This is a genomic window from Pseudoalteromonas carrageenovora IAM 12662 (assembly GCF_900239935.1).
Lineage (GTDB): Bacteria > Pseudomonadota > Gammaproteobacteria > Enterobacterales > Alteromonadaceae > Pseudoalteromonas > Pseudoalteromonas carrageenovora.
The window spans coordinates 3436664-3460408 of the sequence record NZ_LT965928.1 but is presented as its reverse complement, the minus strand read 5'-3'; the positions used below and the strand labels follow the sequence as shown (position 1 = coordinate 3460408).

The window sequence follows — 23745 nt, the reverse complement described above, 5'->3', positions numbered from 1 at the left end:
TATAAGTAACGGTTTGAAGGATTAAAATTATGCTGGGCAAGTTTAAGTGCCTCTTATTTACTATATGCTGTGTACTAATGGCTTCAAGCTATGCCCAAAATGCCGACTCACTATTTGAACAATTCAAAAGCGAAGAGCAGTGGGAGCCAAAATTACAACTAGCTAATACCTTACTTGCTGATCAAAGCCTATCTAAAAAACAGCGTGTAGCTGTTTACTCTGCGTTAGGTAATACTGCGTTATCGAACGACAATTTTAAAGACTCTTTACGTTACTTTAAATTACTTGAGCAGTACACGTCAGATACTTTTTTTCCTGAAGAGCATTTTCGCGCCATTAAAATGCAAGGCGTTGTGCTTTTTTATCAAGGATTATTTCAAAAAGCGATTATTGAATATACTCGCACTCTTGCCTTAGCTGAAAAAAACGAACAACTATTAGAGCAAGCTAATCTATTTAATAACATTGGTTTAGCTTATTTTAATATGAATAAACTAGGTGAAACACTAGAGTTTTACTTAAAAGCCAAAGCAATTTATGAAGAGCATGGCAGCGAGCAAGACCAAACGGATATTTTGCTAAATATAGCGGGTGTTTATATACGTTTATCTCGTTATGACAGTGCGTTTAGTTTGTATCAAGAAGTGCTTAAAGTTTATCAGCGCCTTGGTGATAAAAGTGGAATAGCGCAAGTTTATAATAATATGGGCGTTGCTTATAGAGAGAGTAATCAATTTGACTTAGCGCTTCACTACTATCAATTAGCGTTGAGTTATTATATTTCAGCCAATGATTACAATAAGTTGTCTACACAATACACTAATTTAGCAAATGCTAATCTAATTTTAGAAAAAGCAGATGAGGCATACGAGCAAGCTAAGCTAGGTGAATTTTATGCGCTTAAAATAGATAACCATAATTTAGAATTGAATGCGCTACATGCACTAGCCAAAATACAATTTGTAAAAGGTGATTTAGAGCAAGCGCAGGTAAGCTTAGAAAGAGCTATTTTACTCGCTCAAGAATATGGCAGTGATCGAATTATTAGAGACAGCTATGGCACAAAAGCCCTGCTAGATGCGAGTAAAGGTGATTATTCAAGCGCAATGGCTCAGCAGCAAAAATATATTAGTGAACAGCGCAAGCTCAGAAGCACCTCTATTATTAATGCGCTAGCTGTTTTACAGCATCAGTTTAAAGCGACTCAATTAAATCAAGAAATAGAAAAGCTCAAGCAAGATCGTAAAGTGCAAGAGCTTAAAATGTCGCAGCGTTCTCAACTTACTTTATTTATATTTTTAGTATTATTTTTAGCTGTTGTTACAGGTATTGCTCTTTCACGACGTGGGGCTGAAAAACGAGCTAAGCAACACTTAACGGAGCAAGTAGCACAGCGAACTGCTGAGCTACAAGCCACGGCGCAAGAGCTGAGAGAAGCTAATGATGTTAAAAGCCAGTTTTTAGCTAATATTAGCCACGAAATCCGTACTCCTTTAACTGCTATTTTAGGGCAAACCGATGCCTTAATTAATGAGTTGTACGAGCCAGAATCACTTAAAGATGAGCTTAGGGTAATCCAGCGTCATAGCGATCATTTAAAAAGTTTAATTAACGATGTACTTGATTTAAGTAAAATAGAAGCCAACCGTTTAGAGTTAAATATTTCGTGTTTTGATATTGTCGAGCTTGTAAACGATGTACACGCTATGTTTTACACTCAGGCCAAAGCTAAAAACTTACAGCTTATTTTAGATAACCAAGTGGGTAATGAGTTTTACACTAAGCTTGATCTTATTCGTGTTAAGCAAATTCTTATAAATTTATGTGCTAACGCTATTAAGTTTACTCACTCTGGGCAAATTATCATCGCCTTAAATAAAACAGAGCAAGGGCTGGTTATAATTATAAAAGATACTGGTATTGGTATGAGTTCAAAGCAGTTAAAACTTATTTTTGAATGCTTTAGTCAAGCCGATAACAGCATTAGCCGCCGGTTTGGAGGCACGGGTTTAGGTTTGAGCTTATCGCAACAACTTGCGTCAATGATGGGCGGCTATATAAGTGTGCAAAGCGAATACAAAAAAGGGAGCCAGTTCTCGTTCTTTTTACCGTGCGCCGAAGTTGATAAATCACAAAGCATGGTCGAAACAAACACATCTGCTAAAGTTAAAAAACAATTATCTGGTCGCATTGTCCTAGCTGAAGATCATCCTGATAATAGACGACTTATAAGTCGTTACCTACGCTCTTTAGGGCTTCAGGTGATTGCGGTTGAAAATGGTGAGCAAGCAGTAGAGCAGTGCTTACAAGAGTATCCTGACTTAGTATTGTTAGATATTCAAATGCCAGTAATGGATGGGCGAGCTGCTTTTCAGCTCCTTAAGAAGTGCGGTTTTGAGCAGCCTATATTTGCATTAACCGCTAATGCGATGAGTCACGAAATAGATGAGTACCTAGCACTAGGCTTTACTGGTTACTTAGGCAAGCCTATTGATAAAGACTTATTCTATAAAGCGCTAAGTGCACATTTAGACAGTAATAATCAACCTTCACTTAAACACAGTGAAGTTGATATGAGTGATTTGGTTATTAGCTTTAAACAAAGCTTTGCTTTAGAGAGCGAAACAATTACTCAGCACTTTATTAGTGAAGACTTAGAGGCATTACAAAAAGATAGCCACCGTATTTTAGGGGCTGCACAAATGTTTGGCTTAGATGAAATTGCCCAAGCGGCTAAAGATCTAGATAGAGCATTATTAAATAAAGTGAAAAGCAACACCGCAAACGACTTTAAAATACTGGTTGATGCACTACAAAGTGTGCTTAAAAAATATAATGAAAGTTAAATGCTTTGCTGATTTAAATAAGCTTGCTGGTAAACATAAGCGGTATAATTTACACATAAAAAAAGCGCCCTAGGCGCTTTTTTTATTCAACTAAAACACGCTTATTGGCGTCTCATTGAATCAAAGAATTCATCGTTGGTTTTACTCATCGATAGTTTATCGATTAAAAATTCCATCGCATCAATCTCTGACATTTCATGAACAATCTTACGTAAAATCCAAAGCTTTTGTAGCTCATCTGGTTTAGTAAGTAATTCTTCACGACGAGTACCTGAGCGGTTAAAGTCGATAGCAGGGAATACACGTTTTTCAGCAATCTTACGATTTAAGTGTAGTTCCATATTACCAGTACCTTTAAACTCTTCGTAGATAACTTCATCCATTTTAGAGCCAGTATCGATAAGCGCTGTTGCGATAATAGTTAAACTACCGCCTTCCTCAACGTTACGTGCAGCACCAAAGAAGCGCTTAGGTTTGTGAAGTGCATTAGCATCAACACCACCTGTAAGTACTTTACCTGATGAAGGAATAACTGTGTTATAAGCACGTGCTAAACGTGTAATTGAATCCAATAAGATAACGACATCTTTTTTGTGCTCAACTAAACGTTTTGCTTTTTCGATAACCATTTCGGCAACTTGCACGTGGCGAGAAGCTGGTTCATCAAATGTTGATGCAATTACTTCACCTTTAACTAGGCGTTGCATCTCAGTAACTTCTTCCGGACGTTCATCAATAAGTAAAACCATTAATGTAACATCAGGGTGATTATGAGTGATTGATTGTGCAATGTTTTGCAGTAGCATTGTTTTACCCGCTTTAGGCGGTGCTACTAACAAACCACGTTGGCCGCGGCCAATTGGAGATGCTAAATCAAGTACACGGGCGGTAATATCTTCTTTACTGCCGTTACCACGTTCCATACGAAAACGTTCGTTTGCATGTAGTGGGGTAAGGTTTTCAAAAAGAATTTTAGTGCGAGAGTTTTCAGGTTTATCAAAGTTAACTTCGTTTACTTTTAATAAAGCAAAGTAACGTTCGCCGTCTTTAGGTGGGCGGATAAGGCCTGAGATAGAATCGCCAGTACGCATGCTGAAACGGCGAATTTGGCTAGGTGAAACATAAATGTCATCTGGGCCAGCTAAGTAAGAGGCTTCTGATGATCTCAAAAAGCCAAAGCCATCTTGTAAAATCTCTAATACACCGCCGCCGAAGATATTCTCTCCGCCTTTGGCGTGGGCTTTAAGAATGGCAAAAATAATATCTTGCTTTCTTAAGCGGGCTACGTTTTCGAGCCCCATGGACTCAGCTAAGTTTACAAGTTCTTTTATAGACTTGTCTTTTAATTCGCGTAAATGCATATTGGTGGGTTCTTTATTACAATTGTCATACTCAAAATCGCTTTGATAGTTGAGTGAGGTTTGTTGAATATAACTAAGGATTAGTTGGCTTTATAAACTAGCAGTTCACTGGCATAGCGTCCAGTCTTTATACAAAATAAACACAAAAAAAGGGCAAAAAGCCCTTTTTTATGGTTTTAACCTAGATATTGTTTTCTAAAAACTCAATTAGTTGAGTTTTAGAAAGTGCACCAACTTTCGTTGCAGCAACTTGGCCATCTTTAAAAAGAAGCAATGTTGGGATACCACGAATACCAAATTTTGGTGGTGTACCAGCATTTTGGTCAATATTTAGTTTAGCAACAGTCACTCGGCTGTCGTATTCATCAGCAACTTCATGAAGAATAGGGGCGATCATTTTACAAGGTCCACACCATTCAGCCCAGAAATCTACTAGTACTGGTTTGTCTGATTGTAATACGTCAGCTTCAAAGCTATCGTCAGTAATTTGGATAATTTTCTCGCTCATTGCGCTCTCCGATTTAGTTAGGCGAAATATTTAGTGCGTATTTAAACACTCTTGTTTCTTATTGCAAGTTTAAACGTTATGCTTAAACGCTATGACTAAGACACATTTAACCGATAAAAAGTTTTCAGACTTTGCTATCGCACCGGAAGTGGTTGCCGGTTTAACCGAGAATGGGTTTGAATATTGCACACCTATTCAAGCAAAATGCCTACCTTATATTTGTGATGGCCGCGATATTGCGGGCCAAGCTCAAACTGGTACAGGCAAAACGTTAGCTTTTTTAACAGCTACGTGCCATCGGTTATTACAATCTAGCAAAGCACCTAGTAAACATCCAAGAGCCCTGATCATGGCCCCAACTCGGGAGCTTGCGATTCAGATACACAAAGATGCAAAAATTTTAGCGCCGCACTGTAATCTTAACTTAGGTTTAGTATATGGTGGCGAAGATTACGAAAAACAACGTGCACAATTAGAAAAAGGCGTTGATATTTTAATTGGTACTACAGGTCGCCTTATCGATCTGTACAAGCAAGGCTGTTACACCCTTAATGAAATTGAGGTAGTCGTGCTAGATGAAGCCGATCGTATGTTCGATTTAGGCTTTATAAAAGATATTCGTTATATGTTCCGCCGCATGCCAGATACATCGCAGCGTTTAAACTTATTATTCTCTGCAACGCTTTCGTACCGTGTACAAGAGCTTGCGTTTGAACATATGACTAACCCTGAACACGTGCAAATTGAACCAGACGTAAAAACAGGCAAGCGTATTAAAGAAGAGCTATTCCATCCTTCGCAAGAAGACAAAATTAAGCTGTTATTAACCTTAATTGAGGAAGAATGGCCAGATAAAGCCATTGTATTTGCTAATACAAAGCACAGCTGTGAAACAGTTTATGCGTGGCTAAAAGCTGACGGGCACCGCGTAGGTATGCTAACTGGCGATGTTAATCAGAAAAAACGTCAGTCTATTTTAGCTCAATTCACTAAAGGTGAATTAGACTTTTTAGTAGCAACTGATGTTGCAGCACGTGGTTTGCATATTCCTGAAGTAAGTCATGTGTTTAACTTTGATCTACCTGATGATTGTGAAGATTACGTTCATCGAATTGGCCGTACCGGTCGCGCAGGTGCCTCTGGCCATGCAATTAGTTTTGCTTGTGAGCAATATGCTTATAACTTGCATGAAATTGAAGAATATATAGAGCACAGCATTCCTTTATCACATTATGATAAAACAGCATTGCTAGATGATTTAACAAAGCCTACTATTCAAAGAAAGCGCAACTATTCTTCAGGCCCACGTAATCGTAGTAATAACAACGGACGTCGCCCAAATAATAGTTACCAAAAAGGACGGTCGTAATTCGGCCGTTACTATAAGTAGTAGTAACTAGAGGTTTTTGAACGGTGGGGCAACTTATACCGCAAAAAAATGTGTATGCAGTTATTGATTTGGGCTCAAACAGCTTTCATATGCTTATTGCCAAATCAATTGCTGGCGGCCTACAAACAATAGGTCGCGTAAAACGCAAAGTAAGATTAGCAGCAGGGCTTGATAAAGATAACGTATTAAGCACTGAAGCAATGCAGCGAGGCTGGGAATGCCTTGCTCTTTTTGCTGAGCGTCTGCAAGACATTCCAAAGCAAAATATCACCATAGTGGCAACCGCTACACTGCGTTTGGCAACTAATGCCGATGTATTTAAAACTCAAGCCGAAAAAATACTAGGCCACACTATTAATGTTATTAGTGGTGAGCTAGAGGCGAGAACTATTTATAAGGGCGTAGCCCATACATCATCATGTAATGGTAAGCAGCTGGTTATAGATATCGGTGGTGCAAGTACGGAAGTGGTTATAGGAAAGGGCTTTGAAGCACTGCACTATAAAAGCTTAAATATGGGATGTGTTACTTATTTAGAGCGCTATTTTAAAGACTGCAAGCTAAGTACTAGCAACTTTGATGCAGCAATCAAAGCGGCGCGAGATGTAATAGATGATATTGCCGATGAATATAAAGCAACGGGATGGCAAGTTGCTTCTGGTGCTTCGGGTACTGTGCAAGCTATCCAAGAGATTATGGTCGCTCAAAATCTTGATGATCTCCTTACTCTCGAAAAGCTTTACACTATTAAAGAGCAATCTATTGCGTTTAGCACTATTGCAGCACTAGACCTACCAGGTTTAAGTGAAGAGCGTAGGCTTGTGTTTGTATCTGGGCTTGCCATTCTAATTGCGTTATTTGAATCACTTGAAATAGAAAAAATGGGCCTTGCAGGCGGAGCACTTCGAGAAGGTGTTTTGTACAGTATGGTGCCAGAGCTTCACAATAACGATATTCGCAAACGCACTATCGATGGCTTTATGGATCGTTACCATGTTGATCAAAAGCAAGCATATCGTGTTTCGAGTCTTGCAATGCAGTTAGCGGGTAAAATTAACCAAAGCTGGCCCATAGAAAGCTTAAATGGATTGCCCTTGTTAAAAGCGGTGGCTGAACTTCACGAAATTGGATTGCTAATAGAGTATAAGCAGTACCATAAACACACAGCCTATATTTTAGAAAACACAGATATGCCTGGCTTTTCACAATCAGAGCATAAAGTTATTGCAGCAGTAGCTAATGCGCATCGTTCAGATATCCAAAAAGGGTGCTTTGATTCGCTAGGAGCTAACAGCATACTTGCGCAGTATTTGGTGCGATTACTCCGTATTGCTGTAATCCTATCAATGCGTCGCCAAGACGACGTGCTACCTAAAATAGAGTTAATTGCTGAAAATGAAGTCTTAGACCTTAAGTTTGAAACTAATTGGTTAAAAGATCACCCATTAATGGCAAGTGAGCTACAACAAGAGTCTAAACAACAAAGTAAGCTCGGTTGGAAACTCATAGTTAACTAGAATAAAAGGCCCGAAAGGGCCTTTTTAGTGTTTAAAGTAATCACTTCGATGTAAAATTGCGCGAACAGTCATTTATTTCACGTTTTCTTCAAAAAAGGGTTGATCTGTTTTCGGATCTCCCTATAATGCGACCCCACTGAGACGGCAGAGCAGGCAACGCTTAGCGAGGCAAGCAAACCACTTAGTGAGTCGAGTAAAACTTAGCTCTGAAAACTTTCAAGTTTAACAAAATTAAGTGTTGACAAAAAAATAGGAAAGCGTAATATGCGCAGCCCTAGCGAGATAAAGTTTAACGCTTTAATCGCAACGTTCTTTAACAATATAAAGCAATCATCTGTGTGGGCACTCGTACAGATTGAGTTCTAACAGCCAACCTACTTCGGTAGCGAGGCAAACAAATTAGAGTCTCAATTGAAACTGAGTGACCAACAGAGTAATTACTTAGGTAGTTATTCAGCACAGTCAATTCAATATCGAAAGATATTAAATAAATTCAGAATTCATTGAGCTGTCGAAAGACATAAAACTTTTTAATTGAAGAGTTTGATCATGGCTCAGATTGAACGCTGGCGGCAGGCCTAACACATGCAAGTCGAGCGGTAACAGAAAGTAGCTTGCTACTTTGCTGACGAGCGGCGGACGGGTGAGTAATGCTTGGGAACATGCCTTGAGGTGGGGGACAACAGTTGGAAACGACTGCTAATACCGCATAATGTCTACGGACCAAAGGGGGCTTCGGCTCTCGCCTTTAGATTGGCCCAAGTGGGATTAGCTAGTTGGTGAGGTAATGGCTCACCAAGGCAACGATCCCTAGCTGGTTTGAGAGGATGATCAGCCACACTGGAACTGAGACACGGTCCAGACTCCTACGGGAGGCAGCAGTGGGGAATATTGCACAATGGGCGCAAGCCTGATGCAGCCATGCCGCGTGTGTGAAGAAGGCCTTCGGGTTGTAAAGCACTTTCAGTCAGGAGGAAAGGTTAGTAGTTAATACCTGCTAGCTGTGACGTTACTGACAGAAGAAGCACCGGCTAACTCCGTGCCAGCAGCCGCGGTAATACGGAGGGTGCGAGCGTTAATCGGAATTACTGGGCGTAAAGCGTACGCAGGCGGTTTGTTAAGCGAGATGTGAAAGCCCCGGGCTCAACCTGGGAACTGCATTTCGAACTGGCAAACTAGAGTGTGATAGAGGGTGGTAGAATTTCAGGTGTAGCGGTGAAATGCGTAGAGATCTGAAGGAATACCGATGGCGAAGGCAGCCACCTGGGTCAACACTGACGCTCATGTACGAAAGCGTGGGGAGCAAACAGGATTAGATACCCTGGTAGTCCACGCCGTAAACGATGTCTACTAGAAGCTCGGAACCTCGGTTCTGTTTTTCAAAGCTAACGCATTAAGTAGACCGCCTGGGGAGTACGGCCGCAAGGTTAAAACTCAAATGAATTGACGGGGGCCCGCACAAGCGGTGGAGCATGTGGTTTAATTCGATGCAACGCGAAGAACCTTACCTACACTTGACATACAGAGAACTTACCAGAGATGGTTTGGTGCCTTCGGGAACTCTGATACAGGTGCTGCATGGCTGTCGTCAGCTCGTGTTGTGAGATGTTGGGTTAAGTCCCGCAACGAGCGCAACCCCTATCCTTAGTTGCTAGCAGGTAATGCTGAGAACTCTAAGGAGACTGCCGGTGATAAACCGGAGGAAGGTGGGGACGACGTCAAGTCATCATGGCCCTTACGTGTAGGGCTACACACGTGCTACAATGGCGCATACAGAGTGCTGCGAACTCGCGAGAGTAAGCGAATCACTTAAAGTGCGTCGTAGTCCGGATTGGAGTCTGCAACTCGACTCCATGAAGTCGGAATCGCTAGTAATCGCGTATCAGAATGACGCGGTGAATACGTTCCCGGGCCTTGTACACACCGCCCGTCACACCATGGGAGTGGGTTGCTCCAGAAGTAGATAGTCTAACCCTCGGGAGGACGTTTACCACGGAGTGATTCATGACTGGGGTGAAGTCGTAACAAGGTAGCCCTAGGGGAACCTGGGGCTGGATCACCTCCTTATACGATTTAGAACTTATTTGTTCGTAGTGTCCACACAGATGATTGTTAGTTAGTAGTGCCCTTTGGGTTTACTAATTAATATGCTCTTTAAAAATTTGGAAAAGCTGATAATAAAATTCTGATAAATATTCGTATTTATCAAGAGTTTTCAAAAGTAAAAAAGAATGATAGCAGTATCATTCAGTGCCATTTAATCACTCTTTGAGTTGATTGATTGGTATCTACTTTAGTATTCAATATTAACTTCTGGCGAAGTTAAACTGTCACGAACAAAGACCCGTTTGGGTTGTATGGTTAAGTGACTAAGCGTACACGGTGGATGCCTTGGCAGTTGGAGGCGATGAAGGACGTATTAACTTGCGATAAGCCTAGTCAAGCTAGTAAAAAGCGCTTGAGACTAGGATTTCCGAATGGGGAAACCCACCTGCTTGCAGGTATCGTTAACTGAATACATAGGTTAACGAGGCGAACGCGGAGAACTGAAACATCTAAGTACCCGTAGGAAAAGAAATCAACCGAGATTCCGAAAGTAGCGGCGAGCGAAATCGGAACAGCCCTTAAGCTTATTATGTGTTAATGGAAGGCTCTGGAAAGTGCCACGATACAGGGTGATAGTCCCGTACATGAAAAGACATTTTAAGTGAAATCGAGTAGGTCGGAGCACGTGAAACTTTGACTGAATATAGGTGGACCATCATCTAAGGCTAAATACTCCCAACTGACCGATAGTGAACCAGTACCGTGAGGGAAAGGCGAAAAGAACCCCTGTGAGGGGAGTGAAATAGAACCTGAAACCGTGTACGTACAAGCAGTAGGAGCCTACTTGTTAGGTGACTGCGTACCTTTTGTATAATGGGTCAGCGACTTATATTTTGTAGCGAGGTTAACCGTATAGGGTAGCCGTAGGGAAACCGAGTCTTAACTGGGCGATTAGTTGCAAGGTATAGACCCGAAACCCGGTGATCTAGCCATGAGCAGGTTGAAGGTTGAGTAACATCAACTGGAGGACCGAACCCACTAACGTTGAAAAGTTAGGGGATGACTTGTGGCTAGGAGTGAAAGGCTAATCAAACCGGGAGATAGCTGGTTCTCCCCGAAATCTATTTAGGTAGAGCCTCGGACGAATACTTACGGGGGTAGAGCACTGTTAAGGCTAGGGGGTCATCCCGACTTACCAACCCTTTGCAAACTCCGAATACCGTAAAGTAATATCCGGGAGACACACGGCGGGTGCTAACGTCCGTCGTGAAGAGGGAAACAACCCAGACCGCCAGCTAAGGTCCCAAAGTCATAGTTAAGTGGGAAACGATGTGGAAAGGCCCAGACAGCCAGGAGGTTGGCTTAGAAGCAGCCATCCTTTAAAGAAAGCGTAATAGCTCACTGGTCGAGTCGGTCTGCGCGGAAGATGTAACGGGGCTAAACTATGCACCGAAGCTGCGGATTCAACGTTTACGTTGAGTGGTAGGGGAGCGTTCTGTAAGCCGTTGAAGGTGTGCCGGGAGGCATGCTGGAGGTATCAGAAGTGCGAATGCTGACATGAGTAACGATAATGCGGGTGAAAAACCCGCACGCCGGAAGACCAAGGGTTCCTATCCCATGTTAATCAGGGTAGGGTAAGTCGACCCCTAAGGCGAGGCCGAAAGGCGTAGTCGATGGGAAACGGATTAATATTTCCGTACTTGGTATAATTGCGATGGGGGGACGGAGAAGGCTAAGCAAGCATGGCGATGGTTGTCCATGTGAAAGTGAGTAGGGCGTTTGTTTAGGTAAATCCGGACGAACATTAAACCTGAGACACGAGACGAGTCACCAAGGTGATGAAGTTGTTGATGCCATACTTCCAGGAAAAGCCTCTAAGCTTCAGATTATACCGAATCGTACCCCAAACCGACACAGGTGGTCAGGTAGAGAATACTAAGGCGCTTGAGAGAACTCGGGTGAAGGAACTAGGCAAAATCGTACCGTAACTTCGGGAGAAGGTACGCTCCTATCTGTGATGAGACTTGCTCTCTAAGCGGACGGGAGCCGCAGTGACCAGGTGGCTGGGACTGTTTATTAAAAACACAGCACTGTGCAAAATCGCAAGATGACGTATACGGTGTGACACCTGCCCGGTGCCGGAAGGTTAATTGATGGGGTTATCCTTAGGGAGAAGCTCTTGATCGAAGCCCCGGTAAACGGCGGCCGTAACTATAACGGTCCTAAGGTAGCGAAATTCCTTGTCGGGTAAGTTCCGACCTGCACGAATGGTGTAACCATGGCCACGCTGTCTCCACCCGAGACTCAGTGAAATTGAAATCGCAGTGAAGATGCTGTGTACCCGCGGCTAGACGGAAAGACCCCGTGAACCTTTACTACAGCTTGGCACTGAACATTGAACCTACATGTGTAGGATAGGTGGGAGACTTTGAAGATGAGACGCTAGTTTTGTTGGAGTCGTCCTTGAAATACCACCCTTGTAGTTTTGATGTTCTAACGTTGGCCCCTGAATCGGGGTTACGGACAGTGCCTGGTGGGTAGTTTGACTGGGGCGGTCTCCTCCCAAAGAGTAACGGAGGAGCACGAAGGTTGGCTAAGTACGGTCGGACATCGTACGGTTAGTGTAATGGTAGAAGCCAGCTTAACTGCGAGACAGACACGTCGAGCAGGTACGAAAGTAGGTCATAGTGATCCGGTGGTTCTGAATGGAAGGGCCATCGCTCAACGGATAAAAGGTACTCCGGGGATAACAGGCTGATACCGCCCAAGAGTTCATATCGACGGCGGTGTTTGGCACCTCGATGTCGGCTCATCACATCCTGGGGCTGAAGTCGGTCCCAAGGGTATGGCTGTTCGCCATTTAAAGTGGTACGCGAGCTGGGTTTAGAACGTCGTGAGACAGTTCGGTCCCTATCTGCCGTGGGCGTTTGAGAATTGAGAGGGGTTGCTCCTAGTACGAGAGGACCGGAGTGAACGAACCGCTGGTGTTCGGGTTGTCATGCCAATGGCATTGCCCGGTAGCTACGTTCGGAACTGATAAGCGCTGAAAGCATCTAAGCGCGAAGCAGGCCTCGAGATGATTTCTCACTAGACTTTTAAAGTCTCTGAAGGGCCGTTGAAGACTACAACGTTGATAGGCAAGATGTGGAAGTGGTGTGAGCCATTAAGCTAACTTGTACTAATTACCCGTGAGGCTTAACCATACAACGCCAAACGCGTTTTGTGACAGTGAAGCGACAGAAGTTAATAACTAGAGTAGATAGTTACTGAAAGACTTAAAAAATATTATCAGATATTTTCCAAATTCAGTTAGTGCGTAGAGATACGAACTGACCCCCAAATTTGCTTGGTGACAATAGCGTTTTGGACCCACCTGACTCCATGCCGAACTCAGTAGTGAAACGAAACAGCGCCGATGATAGTGTAGCATTTGCTATGTGAAAGTAGGACATTACCAGGCTTCAAATAAGAGAAACCCGTTACAGCAATGTGACGGGTTTTTTGCTATCTGGGATTTAGTAAATAGCCAAGAGCCCATGCCAAACTCAGTAGTCAAACAAAACAGCTCGAAGGCGAGCCCCGCACAAGGCCGCCCCGACACAAAGATAGTGTAGCATTTCACTGTGACTCTCGAGCGCTGTGGACACCACGACATTCTACTGCGTAGCGCACCGACTTCAAATTGTATAAAGCCCGACTAGAAATAGTCGGGCTTTTTTACGTCTGCAGAAAAGTAAAATATGCATAATTAATACACATTCAACCAGTGTTGGGCAAGCGCAGCGACTCCCAACGCTAAAAGCTAAAGTCAGGTCAATTAGTCGAGAGATATGGTTCATCTATTATCAATTTATTTTATAAAGTCTTTTAACTTTATTGCTAATTATCAAACCTTCTTTTTGCAATTACACTAGCTCCATCTTGTATTTACATACTTACATCACGACGGGGAAGAGCATGTCTCATCAAATCATTAAAGACTTACATAATCGCTATACTGCGAAGAAATATGATTCTGCTAAGCGTATTTCAGCAGATGATTTGGAAGTAATAAAAGAAGCTATTCGTCTGTCTGCTTCTTCAATTAACTCTCAACCTTGGAAATTTGTTCTAGTAGAAAGTGAAGAAGGTAAGAACCGTTTACACGATACATTTGCTAATAAGCACCAGTTTAATCAACACCATGCTAAAGAGGCATCTCACACGCTTTTACTTGCTTATGACCCTGAGTTCACTAAAGAGAAGTTTTCGAAGCGTGTTGACGTAGAGGTAAGCTCAGGCCACCTACCAGCAGATATGCGTGATAACTTTATGGGTGCATATGCATTTGCTGAAATGAACACAGATGAAAATGGCTACAACGGTAGTTGGACTAAAGCGCAAGTTTATTTAGCGCTAGGTAATATAATGCATACTCTAGCGCGTTTAAACATAGCTTCTACACCTATGGAGGGTGTAGACCCAGACTTAATTGGTGAAAAGTTTAGCGCTGAGCTTGATGGACACATTTGTGAAGTTGCGCTTGCTATGGGTTACCCGCTTGAAGAGGAAGACTGGAACCATGGCTTACCTAAGGCTCGTTTAGCTGTAGGAGATATTATTACTACGGTATAACTTACTGTTATAAATAATTAGCCGAGAATATTCTCGGCTTCTTTGTTTTTAAAATAAGCCATATGCTGCATTTTCTTGAACGTCTTCTTGCGCTGCGCGTACAGGGCTAAAAATGGCGCTTGGATCAATTAAAACACTGTGCTTTTCGGCTAGCTTTATTAAACCGCGCATCATATTTTTAGTTTGCGGGTCTATATCAAAACCAACCTCTGTTAGCTTATCCAAAGGCTTAATATCTTCTTTTTTGTAATCTACGTTATCCTCTACTTTATCTACTAACAGCCCTACATGTGGAGTTGAGCCATCTTTAGTGGTAAAGACTATGATAGGTTTATAGTCGAGTGTAATTTGCTCTTTTGCAGCCTCAAATAATCGATTTAGTTGCATTAAGCTATTTTGCTTAATATTGATTATATATTTACTGACCTGTTTTTTATTGTCATCGCTACTAGCTTCAGCTGCTTTATCCATGGTCTGTAGCAGTGACTTGAATGGCTGGTCAAATTTTTCCATTATGGCTTGCAAGTCTTCATTATCTGTTTGGAACTCTTGATAAAACACTTCAAAGTTATGTAATTGAGTACTGTTTGTTGAGATGGCTGTATTGTTTTTTGTCAGGCTTTTTTCAAGATGAGTAAACCAAACCTCAAGTGACTCTTGCCACTTGCGAAGTTGCTCTAAGGCGTGCTTATTACTTTGCTCTGTAGAATTACCGTTTAGAATAATCCCTAAATCAAATACCGGAGTAGGCGTTTCCATATAGTCTTTAACGCCAATAAAGCTTTTATTATTATTTGGCAGAGTAGTGAGGTCGTTGTTAAAACGCTCTGTGAGTAATATATCGAGAATTTTAAGTGAAATTGTTTTGCAGCCAACTTTAAAGTTTATTAATTCCATGCCTTTAACTTTATTTACCTATTAATGCTTAAAGGATAGAACAAAATAAATAAATAGCTTATAGAGTTACGATTTTTAAAAGTAGGATTACTTAAATTGTGCAATCAGTGATTTAAAAGCACTAGAGAGGCTATTATCTAACTGTTTTTTACCCGTTAAAGAAAACTGCTTTAATAATTGCTCATCGCTGTAATTTTGCAGCACACTTTGAATAATAAGCTGTTTATGAGGAGTGTTTAACTTTCTTACATTTGAAGGCGCTTTATTTATGGCATGCCAAACTACAGCTGATACCGAAAACCTATTTAAGCTTTTATCTCTAAATTGCGTTAGTTGAAAAAGCGCATGTGGTGTAAGTGGCTCATCAGAAAAACTATTGAGTAATATACTGACAAGCTGCCAATGAATGGTTTTAAAGTGAGTTAATAGTCCGTACATAAATTCATTTTGAAATTGTTTGCTTAGATCGCCTAATTTATTACAGCCATCATGTAACGATTTGATCACTAACACTGAATGCTCAGCAGTGCTTTTATCTTGTTTAAATCCTAGTTTTACAGGTACAAAACCCTGGCTTTGCCAAAAATTGAGTAAGGGCGCCGTAGCTCCAAAGCTTGCGCCAAAAAATTTGCACTGTGGTTTAAGTTTTAATTCGCAATAGCCAATTAGTGCTTTTCCGAGCCCTAAATTGTGAGCGCTAGGGTCAACGGCTATACGCACTACGCGGGCACTTAGCTGGGTTAAACAGTCAGCGCTGAAGCTAAGTTGTGCAAGCGTTTGCGCCATTAAATGACCTTGTGGTCGACGCTTTCCTGAAATAACTAGCTCTGCTAAATCAGTATCGATATCACCTTCAATAGCAATTAAGCAAACGGCTACTAAGCGGTTGTTCTCTTCACTAATAAATATTCGTTGTGCTGGTGCATCAAGCAGGTGTCGTAAATCGTTAACACTACTTTGATAGTGTGCTTGGGCAAGTAATGCAATAACCTGTCTAAGTAGCAGCTCATCATTAATTAATGTTTGTTGGCTAATTTCACGGTGTGTTAAAGCAGATATATCAGCACAATTGGTTTCGCTAAATTGAGCGTCTAATGCCAATAGTGTGCGTATATGCTGCTCAAGAGGATCGTGTTTGGCAAATCGCAGTGGCTCGTCAAGCGTAACTACTTTTGCTGCTTTATAATGTGCTTTAACGTACTTGCTAAAGCGAATTGTATAACCTCGTCCATTGCCCTCGTAGCCTACAAGTGTGCTTGCAAATACAACTTTTGGGTAATGCGTTAATATTTTTAATAATAGAGGCACTGGTATTGCTGCAGCTTCGTCAACAAGTAATAAATCACATTCGGGTAAACTATTGAGTAAGGCATCTGGCGGCATATAAGATAAGTTAGCCAACTGCTTTTGTGTGGGGTCGTAATTTACATTTAGTGCATTTGCTAAATGTTTAAAACTTGAATGTGTTGCACTGAATTGAGTGGCGCAAAGAATTATTTTTTTATCGCTAAGTTGTGCTGCACTAAGCCCAAGCGCTGCTGATTTACCTCGCCCGCGATCTGCATTTATCAATAGAGGTCTATTTGCTCTTCCATTCGCTACTTTTACTATTTGCTCAACACAGTTTTGCTGTGGCTGATAATTAATAGTATTGCTCGGTGAAGGCTTAATATTACTTGTTACCCCGTTTAGCTCACTAAAATGTAAAGCGGGCAGAGAATGAATAATAGAGCTAAAACGTTTATTAAATAAGCTTTGTGAAGTGTTATGCCCGAAAGACTCAATGCTAGCTAAAGCAGGGTCGGGCCAAGTATCGAGCGAATTAAGCGTTGGCAGCATTAAAAATAAAATTCCGCCAGCTTTAACAGTACCTGCGAGCGCTGCTAATTTATCTGGATATAGGCCACTAAAACCATCGTAAACAGCATCGTTAAACTCTTTACCCAATATTTGATGATTATGAGAGGGCCAAATGGCATTTTTTAAAGTCTCTGATTTAGATAACGCAGCTGTATTGTCGTTATTTATAAAAGAGTTAACTAAGCTATAGCACCAAGCAGAGTTGCCTGTAATAAGCACTAGCTGGCGATGGTTTGCACCAGCTAGTTGCTGAGTTAGTTTTGTAACTAACTCTTTATACAGCTTGAAGTCGTGCATATGCGGTTACTAGCCATTTACTGCCAAGGTCGTCAAAGTTTACTTGCACACGCGATTGCGCGCCGCTACCTTCGTAATTAAGCACAGTCCCTATACCAAACTTAGCGTGTAGTACGCGCTGGCCTAAGTTAAACCCGCTTTCTTCAAATACAGCATGGCTTACTGAGGCACTAAAACGCCCCGCAGCTGGCGGGCGCGACACTTGCGTTTTAATACGAATTTCTTCTACGCAGTCTTCTGGTATTTCACGTAAAAAGCGTGAAGGACTGTGGTATTTTTCTTGACCGTATAAACGGCGACTTTCGGCGTGGCTTATGTATAGTTTTTCCATTGCGCGGGTCATACCTACGTAACAAAGACGTCGCTCTTCTTCTAAGCGTCCTGTTTCTTCATTACTTTGCTGTGAAGGGAACATGCCTTCTTCAACACCCACCATAAACACAAGCGGAAACTCTAAGCCTTTAGCTGAGTGAAGGGTCATCATTTGTACCGCGTCTTCGTGCTCATCAGCTTGGCCTTCACCAGATTCAAGCGATGTATAAGCTAAAAACCCTTGAAGTGGCGAACTAAACTCTTCTTCTTCAGGGAGTTCGTACTGATCGCAGGCACTAATAAGCTCTTCTAAGTTCTCTACGCGAGCACGGCCTTTTTCGCCTTTTTCAGCTTGGTACATAGCCATAAGACCAGAGGTTTGAATAGCGTATTTAGCTTGTTCGTGCAGTGTAAGGTCACTAATTTTGTCTTCTATGTGCTCAACCAGCTCTACAAATTTAGATACTGCACCTGCCGCGCGGCCAGATAAATGCTGTTGTTCAACAATAGCTTTAGCTGCGTACCAAAGCGGGAGTGATTCAGCCCGTGCACAATCACGTATATGACTTAATGTTTTATCGCCAATACCACGCGCAGGGGTGTTAATAACGCGCTCAAATGCGGCGTCGTCTTGGCGATTACCTACTAAGCGTAAGTACGATAGCGCATCTTTAATTTCTTGACGCTCGAAGAATCGCATACCACCGTAAATACGGTACTTTAAGCCTTCTTGTAGCATGGCTTCCTCGAGTACACGAGATTGCGCGTTGCTACGGTATAAAATGGCGGCGTCTTGCAATGCATTACCGGCATTTAACCAGCTACGTAATTTGCTGCTTACAAAGCGGGCTTCGTCTAATTCGTTAAACGCTGCATAAATTGATATAGGCTCGCCTTCGTTACCATCGGTCCATAAGCTTTTACCCATGCGTTCTGAGTTATTTTTTATAAGCGCATTAGATGCTTTTAGGATGGTTGCGGTTGAGCGGTAGTTTTGCTCAAGGCGAATAGTCTCGGCGTCAAAGTCAGTTAAAAAACGTTTTATATTTTCTATTTTAGCGCCGCGCCAACCATAAATACTTTGGTCGTCGTCGCCCACAATCATAGACATAATGACTCCCACACGGTGTTAGCCTCCGCTTTTCGTGGGTTAGCTTAATTCAAAGCCAGAGCCATAATTAGTTTGTCAATTAACTAAACAGCAGAGGCTAACATGAACAAACATAGCATACTTTTTATCGGACTTGATACACATAAAGAATTCAATGAAGTCGCCTATATTGAAGAACATAGAGGCTCTCAACCTGTTCACCTTGGTCGATTTTCTTCTTCCAAAGTGGCCGTTCAAAAGCTTGTTCGTCAGTTTGAATCTAAATACCCTGGCGCAACGCTACACTTTGTTTATGAAGCAGGCCCTTGTGGTTATTGGATTTACAGATTAATCACAAGCCTTGGCCATTGCTGTTATGTGGTTGCCCCATCTCTTATTCCTAAAAAACCAGGCGAGAAGATTAAAACCGATAAACGTGATGCCCTTAAGCTCGCTAAATTACTTAAATCTGAAGATTTAACACCTATCTATGTTCCCGAGCCTGAAGATGAAGCCGTACGCGATTTATCTCGCGCACGCGAAATAGCCATGGAAGATTTAAAAGATGCTAAATATCAATTAAAAGCGTTGATGCTTCGCAATAATATTAATTACAAAGGCACCGCAAATTGGTCACAAAAACATTTACGTTGGCTCACTGAGCTTGTGCTGCCACATCCCGCGCAGCACATTGTCTTACAAGAGTTTTTACAAACAATTACCGAGCGAATAAGCCGACTTGAAAGACTAGACAATGAACTAACACATCACGTCCATCAATGGCGTTATTATCCCGTTGTTAAAGCAATACAAGCAATGCGAGGTGTTCGCTTGTTGGTCGCCACCGGCGTTGTGGCTGAGCTTGGTGATTTATCGCGCTTCGACCATCCCCGTAAATTAATGAGTTATCTCGGTCTTGTACCCAGTGAACACTCGAGTGGTGGCAAACGCCATATTGGCGCTATCACAAAATGCGGAAACGGCCGAGCAAGACGCCTTCTCGTTGAAGGTGCACACACTTATCGGTATGCGGCAAATATATCGACAGATATGCAAAAACGACAAGAAGGTTTACCAAAGGACATTATTGATATTGCGTGGAAAGCACAACTTAGGCTCTGCAAGCGCTATAAAAAAATGATAGCCAAAGGGAAACACTACAACCTTGTTGTCACCGCAATTGCCCGAGAAATGATTGCGTACATATGGGCCATTGCAAAAGAAGTGGTACTTACGCCAGTGAACGCAAAACTTAGATTGGCAAGAGTACCCGCATGATAAACGAATTAGAGTTAATGCATGGGATCAAGCATCGGGTGTGGCACAACCACCGACGGCATTAGGATGGCAATGCAGCTAACGCTGCATTGAACCACGAACATAGACTGAAGACAGGTGCCACGACGGAATAAGTAAGGTCTGCTCTGTTGCTAGAAATAGTAATAACCAACGAATATCAGCAAGATAACCGACGAAATTACTTGCTTCATCTTATGTATTAACTCGCTCTAATTCGAGCTAAAGTAATTATGGCTTAAAAAAGTTAGGCAGGGATCAGTGCGTTTAACTTGACAGTGGGAGTCATACCAATGCTTTGTGTATCGCCTGCGAGTAGCTTTAACCATGCGTACTGAATGGTATTGGTATCTTGAAACTCGTCTACCAGCATGTGTGCAAAGCGCTGTTGGTAATGGCGAAGCAGTGTAGGGTTATTTTTAAGCACCTCATAGCTACGTAGCAGTATTTCAGCAAAATCGACTAAACCAGCGCGGTCACACGCTTCTTGATACGCGGCATATACACGCAGCATCATTTGCTCATTTATATCGTAAGCTTGAATATCTTTAGGGCGAAGAGCTTCGTCTTTTTTAGCGCTTATGTACCAGCCAAATTGTTTAGCTGGCCATTTTTTATCATCAATATTCATTGATTTTAATAAGCGCTTGATCATTCTTAGCTGATCGTCAGAGTCTAATATTTGAAAGGCTTCTGGCAGGTTTGCTTCTCGGTGATGAGCGCGCAAAATACGGTGTGATAAGCCATGGAAAGTACCAATCCACATGCCACCGACAGGTGCTTTTAAGGTTTCTTCTACTCGAGAGCGCATTTCTTTAGCGGCTTTATTGGTAAAAGTAACCGCAAAAATACTATAAGCAGAGGCTTGCTCAACCTGCATTAACCACGCAATACGATGAACCAGCACTCGTGTTTTACCAGACCCAGCACCTGCTAATACCAGCATGTTTTGTAGTGGGGCTGCAACGGCATCGCGTTGTTTGTCATTTAAGCCATCGAGTAATTCAGAAACGTCCATCGTTACGCCTTTTCAATCAATAATGAGAGCAGTATAACAGGTGTTTTTGTTAGGCTAAATAAAATACTGTTTTTATGAACAGCTATTCTAAAAATAGTGTCTAAAACCAATTAGCTGGCTAGTTTTTAGCATGTATAAATAACTAAATTTAAGAATAAAAATAATCAAATTGACCTATATTTAGTAAAAAATACTAAAGTATTTATTTAGTATTAATTTAACTATTTGATTTTTAAGCTTTAATAAATTGGCATAAAGTGTGATAGTAAGTAAATAACTAAAATTTAAAATTAATTAACTACAGAGGTGAGTATGGCTGATCAAGGTTCTGGCGGTAATGTAATTGCAGCGTTGTGTAATATCTTTTTTCCTGGTTTAGGGCAACTAGTTCAAGGGCGTATTTTATCCGCTATATTTTTTGCGCTAGCGATTATAATTAGTTATGCGCTTATATATGTATTAGTAGGCTTTGTACTTGTGCCCATTATTTACTTATGGTCGATTATAGACGCAGCACGCTACCGCTCACGAAGTTAGGTATTTAACGTTTTATAAAAATAGCGCTTAGGGCGTGTTGCTCTTTGATGGTTGAATTTGCAGCAGTATGTTTGGTTTTTAGGCAAGGCAGAGCCTATGCAGTGTGGTTATTCCCCATAAATAGGCGATAACGCAGCATAAATGCCAAACATGCGCTGCCCTTTGGGTTCTTTTTAGGGACGATAAACTCTTTGTTGCTCGGTTTTTACTTAGCCCACTAGGTTACAAACCTTACGCCGCGATTTAATCGCCCCTAGATTGAACAAATTTCAATCTGCAAAGTTCAACACGCCCGAATGGCGCTATTTTGCTTTTTAGAGTCGGCGTTTAAGCTAATTTACGGGTATAATCGCGTTATTAGCGTTTAAAAAGTAACAGTTATGGAATATCAATTTATACGTGACCCTATTAGTGGCTTACGCATTAAAATAAGCAGCGAGCACGCAATAATTGGCCGTTGGTTAAATGAAGAGATTGGCAAAGACAAAGTAGCCATGGTGCAAGCGCTTATTACTTCGGTAAAAACAAGCTACGAGCCAGTTACCCTAAAAGGCCAGGAGATCGATTTAATACTCTCTAAAGACGAAGCCTTATTCGAAGCGCATGCCCTGCATCAAGACAGCGAAGATCTGGTAGCCTACCAAGATGATGATTTAATGCTTGAAGAAAACGGCTTAAGCAGCGGCTGTGGCTTTGAGGATTTTATTGATTTAATTGAGTCGTGGGCTGAATTTAGCGGATCAAAGTAAAACCAAATTTATTAAAATAGTGCAGATGCATTACGCTTTTTTTATCTGTACTATTACACTAATCAAAAACGTCAGGAATGAATATGTCTGCCAATTTAAACAAGCTAGTAGTCATGCTAGAAATGCAAAATGCCATGAATACTAAGGTTCATGATCAATGGTTTAGCCAAGGATTTGAATGGTACAGAGCCATTTGGGTCGAATGTGCAGAAATGTTAGATCATTACGGCTGGAAGTGGTGGAAAAAACAAACGCCCGATACAGAGCAAGTAATTTTAGAATTGGTTGATATTTTTCACTTTGGTTTGTCGCTAAGAATAGACGGCACTACAAGTTATGAAGAGTTAGCTAAGCAATTAGAGCAGCAACTTAATGCGCCTGAGCAAGCTGATGACTTTAAACAAACACTTGAAATGTTAGCAGCATCAGCAGTTGCTGATAAAACCTTTAACGCCGCTGCATTTGCAGGCTGTATGGTGCAAATCGGTATGAATATAGACGATTTATACCGTGGCTACGTAGGTAAAAATACCTTAAACTTCTTCCGCCAAGATCATGGTTATAAAGATGGTAGCTATATTAAAGTGTGGAACGGCCAAGAAGATAACGAACATTTAGTTGAAGTAGTTAAAAGCCTTGATACCGAACATGCTGATTTTGCAAAGTTAGTATACCAAGGTCTAGAAGCGCGTTACCCAAAAAGCTAATTATCCAAAGTTCAGGTTAATTATATAATAGTGCGGTAGTCGGTAACGTTTAAGTAATCGGCTATTTCATTATGTGGTTGCTGGCTATCTGGGTTAGCAACCGCAAGTAAATGCTCAATGCCGTATTCTCTTGCGGCATTTAACACCGGCACGCTGTCATCTACAAACAGGGTACGGTGTTTATTAAACCCTAAGTCTTTTTGTACTTGATGCCACAAACTTTGCTGCTCTTTACTCACTCCGTATTGGTGAGTCGATACCACACCATCTAAATAATTATCTATGGCGGTATGCTCAAATTTAAGCATGACGTTTTCTGGGTGGGCGTTAGTTAATAGTATTAACTCTTTACCTGCTTTTTTTAGCTCTGTTAAAAAATGAGGCACATCTTCACGCACTTGTATTAGATGCTGTGTTTGGCGCTTTAACTCCATAATAGGCAAATTAAGTTGCTCTTCCCAGTAGTCTAAGCAATACCATTGTATTTGGCCGCTTACCGCCTGATAGCGTTTGTGCATATCGGCTTTTGCTTCATCAAGGGTTATATTACGAGTAAGCGCAAGCTGCTCAGGAACAACATTAAGCCAAAAATGACTATCGAAATGTAAATCGAGTAATGTTCCGTCCATATCGAGTAAAACGGTATCGATTTTTGACCAATTTAGCATGGGCTTTTCCTTGTGAAAAGTTTATGATTAAG

The 23745-nt window shown here is 41.6% G+C and carries 13 protein-coding genes, 3 rRNA genes and 2 pseudogenes; 11 read left to right on the top strand and 7 right to left on the bottom strand.

Going from position 1 to position 23745, the window contains the following annotated elements:
- Positions 1-29: 29 nt before the first annotated feature.
- Positions 30-2846, top strand: coding sequence for a tetratricopeptide repeat-containing hybrid sensor histidine kinase/response regulator (locus ALFOR1_RS15710; protein WP_104643502.1), 2817 nt, complete (start codon positions 30-32; stop codon positions 2844-2846).
- A 101-nt stretch (positions 2847-2947) separates the two neighbouring features.
- Here the strand turns inward: ALFOR1_RS15710 and rho are convergent, their stop codons facing one another.
- Both rho and trxA read right to left on the bottom strand, forming a co-directional pair.
- A complete protein-coding gene (rho, locus tag ALFOR1_RS15705; RefSeq protein ID WP_058547681.1) occupies positions 2948-4207 on the bottom strand; it encodes a transcription termination factor Rho in 1260 nt (419 codons plus the stop codon).
- A gap of 181 nt (positions 4208-4388) precedes the next feature.
- Complete coding sequence (gene trxA, locus ALFOR1_RS15700) at positions 4389-4715, bottom strand: thioredoxin TrxA (protein ID WP_002960942.1); 327 nt, start codon at positions 4713-4715, stop codon at positions 4389-4391.
- Between the two features lie 91 nt (positions 4716-4806).
- Between trxA and rhlB the strand changes: the two genes are divergently transcribed.
- The 6 genes from rhlB to ALFOR1_RS15670 all read left to right on the top strand — a co-directional run bounded on the left by rhlB (position 4807) and on the right by ALFOR1_RS15670 (position 14282).
- Positions 4807-6084, top strand: a complete 1278-nt coding sequence (gene rhlB, locus ALFOR1_RS15695) for an ATP-dependent RNA helicase RhlB (RefSeq protein ID WP_104643501.1) — start codon at positions 4807-4809, stop codon at positions 6082-6084.
- A 44-nt stretch (positions 6085-6128) separates the two neighbouring features.
- Complete coding sequence (gppA, locus tag ALFOR1_RS15690) at positions 6129-7622, top strand: guanosine-5'-triphosphate,3'-diphosphate diphosphatase (RefSeq protein WP_104643500.1); 1494 nt, start codon at positions 6129-6131, stop codon at positions 7620-7622.
- 531 nt (positions 7623-8153) lie between these two features.
- Positions 8154-9689: ribosomal RNA gene (locus ALFOR1_RS15685) — 16S ribosomal RNA — on the top strand.
- Positions 9690-9981: 292 nt separating this feature from the next.
- Positions 9982-12871, top strand: a 23S ribosomal RNA gene (locus tag ALFOR1_RS15680).
- A 142-nt stretch (positions 12872-13013) separates the two neighbouring features.
- Positions 13014-13128 (top strand): 5S ribosomal RNA (gene rrf, locus ALFOR1_RS15675).
- The 16S, 23S and 5S rRNA genes sit together here, the layout of an rRNA operon.
- Positions 13129-13625: 497 nt before the next feature.
- On the top strand, positions 13626-14282 hold the full coding sequence (locus ALFOR1_RS15670) for a nitroreductase family protein (protein WP_058549178.1): 657 nt from the start codon (positions 13626-13628) through the stop codon (positions 14280-14282).
- A gap of 48 nt (positions 14283-14330) precedes the next feature.
- Here the strand turns inward: ALFOR1_RS15670 and ALFOR1_RS15665 are convergent, their stop codons facing one another.
- The 3 genes and pseudogenes from ALFOR1_RS15665 to ALFOR1_RS15655 all read right to left on the bottom strand — a co-directional run.
- Complete coding sequence (locus ALFOR1_RS15665) at positions 14331-15179, bottom strand: chemotaxis protein (RefSeq protein WP_104643499.1); 849 nt, start codon at positions 15177-15179, stop codon at positions 14331-14333.
- An 87-nt stretch (positions 15180-15266) separates the two neighbouring features.
- A complete protein-coding gene (locus tag ALFOR1_RS15660) occupies positions 15267-17336 on the bottom strand; it encodes a GNAT family N-acetyltransferase (RefSeq protein WP_104643498.1) in 2070 nt (689 codons plus the stop codon).
- Positions 17314-18753, bottom strand: a pseudogene (locus ALFOR1_RS15655) (3'-5' exonuclease); the annotation flags it as partial. The pseudogene ALFOR1_RS15655 and the gene ALFOR1_RS15660, both read right to left, overlap by 23 nt.
- A 108-nt stretch (positions 18754-18861) precedes the next feature.
- Between ALFOR1_RS15655 and ALFOR1_RS15650 the strand changes: the two are divergent.
- Positions 18862-20016, top strand: coding sequence for an IS110 family RNA-guided transposase (locus ALFOR1_RS15650; RefSeq protein ID WP_104642378.1), 1155 nt, complete (start codon positions 18862-18864; stop codon positions 20014-20016).
- Between the two features lie 310 nt (positions 20017-20326).
- Here ALFOR1_RS15650 and ALFOR1_RS15645 read toward each other — a convergent pair.
- A pseudogene (locus ALFOR1_RS15645) lies at positions 20327-21052 on the bottom strand (UvrD-helicase domain-containing protein); the annotation flags it as partial.
- A 312-nt stretch (positions 21053-21364) separates the two neighbouring features.
- Here ALFOR1_RS15645 and ALFOR1_RS15640 point away from each other — a divergent pair.
- From ALFOR1_RS15640 to ALFOR1_RS15630, 3 genes are all read left to right on the top strand, one after another.
- Positions 21365-21589 (top strand): hypothetical protein, encoded by a 225-nt coding sequence (locus ALFOR1_RS15640; RefSeq protein WP_058549182.1) that lies wholly within the window; start codon positions 21365-21367, stop codon positions 21587-21589.
- 380 nt (positions 21590-21969) lie between these two features.
- Positions 21970-22338, top strand: coding sequence for a YacL family protein (locus tag ALFOR1_RS15635; RefSeq protein ID WP_058549183.1), 369 nt, complete (start codon positions 21970-21972; stop codon positions 22336-22338).
- A gap of 83 nt (positions 22339-22421) precedes the next feature.
- On the top strand, positions 22422-23045 hold the full coding sequence (locus ALFOR1_RS15630; RefSeq protein ID WP_104643497.1) for a dUTP diphosphatase: 624 nt from the start codon (positions 22422-22424) through the stop codon (positions 23043-23045).
- A 20-nt stretch (positions 23046-23065) separates the two neighbouring features.
- Here the strand turns inward: ALFOR1_RS15630 and yrfG are convergent, their stop codons facing one another.
- Positions 23066-23713 carry a GMP/IMP nucleotidase gene (gene yrfG, locus ALFOR1_RS15625; RefSeq protein WP_104643496.1) on the bottom strand — a complete coding sequence of 216 codons (648 nt, stop codon included), beginning with the start codon at positions 23711-23713 and terminating at the stop codon, positions 23066-23068.
- Positions 23714-23745 lie beyond the last annotated feature (32 nt).

Coding starts and splice junctions, on each gene's coding strand:
- trxA (WP_002960942.1), bottom strand. CDS start 4,715: ATGAGCGAGAAAATTATCCAAATTACTGACGATAGCTTTGAAGCTGAC.
- ALFOR1_RS15630 (WP_104643497.1), top strand. CDS start 22,422: ATGTCTGCCAATTTAAACAAGCTAGTAGTCATGCTAGAAATGCAAAAT.
- ALFOR1_RS15660 (WP_104643498.1), bottom strand. CDS start 17,336: ATGCACGACTTCAAGCTGTATAAAGAGTTAGTTACAAAACTAACTCAG.
- ALFOR1_RS15650 (WP_104642378.1), top strand. CDS start 18,862: ATGAACAAACATAGCATACTTTTTATCGGACTTGATACACATAAAGAA.
- ALFOR1_RS15665 (WP_104643499.1), bottom strand. CDS start 15,179: ATGGAATTAATAAACTTTAAAGTTGGCTGCAAAACAATTTCACTTAAA.
- ALFOR1_RS15635 (WP_058549183.1), top strand. CDS start 21,970: ATGGAATATCAATTTATACGTGACCCTATTAGTGGCTTACGCATTAAA.
- rhlB (WP_104643501.1), top strand. CDS start 4,807: ATGACTAAGACACATTTAACCGATAAAAAGTTTTCAGACTTTGCTATC.
- ALFOR1_RS15710 (WP_104643502.1), top strand. CDS start 30: ATGCTGGGCAAGTTTAAGTGCCTCTTATTTACTATATGCTGTGTACTA.
- rho (WP_058547681.1), bottom strand. CDS start 4,207: ATGCATTTACGCGAATTAAAAGACAAGTCTATAAAAGAACTTGTAAAC.
- yrfG (WP_104643496.1), bottom strand. CDS start 23,713: ATGCTAAATTGGTCAAAAATCGATACCGTTTTACTCGATATGGACGGA.
- ALFOR1_RS15640 (WP_058549182.1), top strand. CDS start 21,365: ATGGCTGATCAAGGTTCTGGCGGTAATGTAATTGCAGCGTTGTGTAAT.
- ALFOR1_RS15670 (WP_058549178.1), top strand. CDS start 13,626: ATGTCTCATCAAATCATTAAAGACTTACATAATCGCTATACTGCGAAG.